The sequence below is a fragment of the Corynebacterium amycolatum SK46 genome (assembly GCF_000173655.1).
Lineage (GTDB): Bacteria > Actinomycetota > Actinomycetes > Mycobacteriales > Mycobacteriaceae > Corynebacterium > Corynebacterium amycolatum_A.
Window position 1 is genome coordinate 1 of record NZ_ABZU01000040.1, and the last position, 2,199, is coordinate 2,199.

Sequence of the window (2,199 nt, forward strand, 5' to 3'; positions counted from 1 at the left end):
GATCACATCGCCCTGTCGCGCTGACCCCGGATACATTACACACACTTCACACATAAAGCGAACCCGCAGGTCACAATGCCTTCCTTGGGTACTTTCGAGCTAATAGAAGACCATAACCCTAGAGTTTCACTTAAAGCTGTTGGGCAATGCATTCGGTCACCGGCTTCTCACGCACGCTCACGAGTCATCTCAGCAAAGTGACGAGGCTCGGGGCTCTCGTCGTAAAGCGAGCTGGAGCGAAACCACCCCAATAGAAAGCTCCGGTGAGGAAAAGCTGGACTAGGGAACTAAAGTCAAACTGTGACTACATCAACGAAGACCGATGCTCAGACGGTCCATCCGGTCGATGAGTATCCGGGCCATGTAAAACTGCTTGTTCTCGGCTTTCAACATGTTCTCGCTGCGTATGCAGGCGCGGTGGCAGTCCCGCTTTTCGTGGGCTGGGCACTTGTGGATGCCGGGTGTATTTCCCCATCCGATATTCCGCACCTAATTGCCGCGGACCTGTTTGTTGCCGGCATCGCTACCATCGTGCAGTCGGTGGGTATTTGGCGATTTGGTGTGCGGCTACCACTGATTCAGGGTTGTACCTTCTCCGCCGCCATTCCGATGGTCACTATCGGATCGCAATACGGCGTACCCGCAATCTACGGTTCGGTGATTGCATCGGGCATTTTCATGATGCTCTTTGCACCGCTTTTCGCATCGCTTCTACGCCTATTTCCGCCGTTGGTCACTGGTACGGTGCTATTGATTATCGGCACCACGCTTATGCCAGTCGCAGCCGACTGGGTTGGTGGCGGCGCTGAAGTCAAGGACACTCCTGATTTCGGCACACCCCAAAACTTGGCAGTAGCTGCGTTTGTATTGGTCTTGATTCTCAGTATTGAGCGTTGGGCGCCGGAATGGCTCGCCCGAATCGCCGTTCTAGTGGGAATGATTTCCGGATTGCTGCTATGTATTCCATTGGGAATGGTGGATTGGTCTGGGACCAAGGACTCACCAATCTTTGGGCTTACACATCCGTTCTACTTCGGCATGCCTGAGTTTGTCTTCTCGGCGGTATTTGCCATGTGCATTGTTTCGCTTGTGACTATGGTCGAAGCAACCGGAGACGTACTTGCAATCGGTGAGATTACCGAGACCGAGATTGATAATCGCCGTATTGCCGACACACTGCGTGCCGACGGTGCTGCGACCGTGATTGGCGGTATTTTCAATACCTTCCAATACACGGCGTTTGCCCAGAACATCGGCGTGTTGTCCATCACGGGTGTACGTTCCCGGTGGGTTACCGCAGCTGCTGGCGGAATGCTGCTGATTCTCGGACTGATTCCAAAGACGGCCGCTCTCGTTGCTGCTATCCCAGCTCCAGTTTTGGGAGGCGCCGGTATCGCCTTGTTCGGCATGGTCGCAGCATCCGGCGTCCGCACCCTATCCAAGGTTAAGTTCACTGAATCCAACGTAATCGTGGTTGGTATTCCGTTGGCACTGGCATTGCTTCCTGCTGTATCGCCCGAACTATTTGCCGGACTACCGCCGTGGGCACAAACGTTTATGGCCTCAGGCATCTGCGTAGGTTCCGTCGCAGCAATTATCTTGAACCTTTTGTTCAACACCGCGGACCGTGCACCGCACGCAGTGGCTCCAACTGCTCACGACACCTTCCGCGGAGGTATTAACTCTGAAGATAAGGACCACGACGGCTACGGCGACGTTCCGCCGGCTAAGCCTAGTAGCAATAACTAACTTCGGTACTTGGATTACCGCGGCTGGCTAGCTCAATCCCAGACCGCGCTGGCGTAACTAAATACAACACATTCCCGTATGGGCGCAGACAATACCTCGCCCATACGGGATTTCCTTTTGGCAAGATCGAGGATGGCGCCGCGTTGTCTCGTGGGGACGACTCAAGAATCAGGCCGAATTCCAGATAAGCGTATGGATCCCTATTTGGACAGCTTGGTAGTAGAGCCTCAATTGAACCGGGGTATCTGCATGTCGGGATGAGTGACGGTGATAGTCACAGAAGTGCAATAACCGATTCGGACATGCCAACAAGCGAGGTGCCAGAATTCGAGGAGCCTCTGACCGATCTACTGCGCAACGGGCCCCTTCAAGTACCTGCAACCAAGCCAAATCGGTAGCTACCACCGAGACGTAAGGTACAACATCTAACGATTTAATTCCGTTTACTTG

Annotated in this window: 1 protein-coding gene; it reads left to right on the plus strand. The window is 53.8% G+C overall.

Features of this window, described 5'->3' with window-relative positions; translation table 11 throughout:
• Positions 1-300: 300 nt before the first annotated feature.
• Complete coding sequence (locus tag CORAM0001_RS10800) at positions 301-1,749, plus strand: nucleobase:cation symporter-2 family protein (protein WP_005512056.1); 1,449 nt, start codon at positions 301-303, stop codon at positions 1,747-1,749.
• The last annotated feature ends 450 nt before the right edge of the window (positions 1,750-2,199 follow it).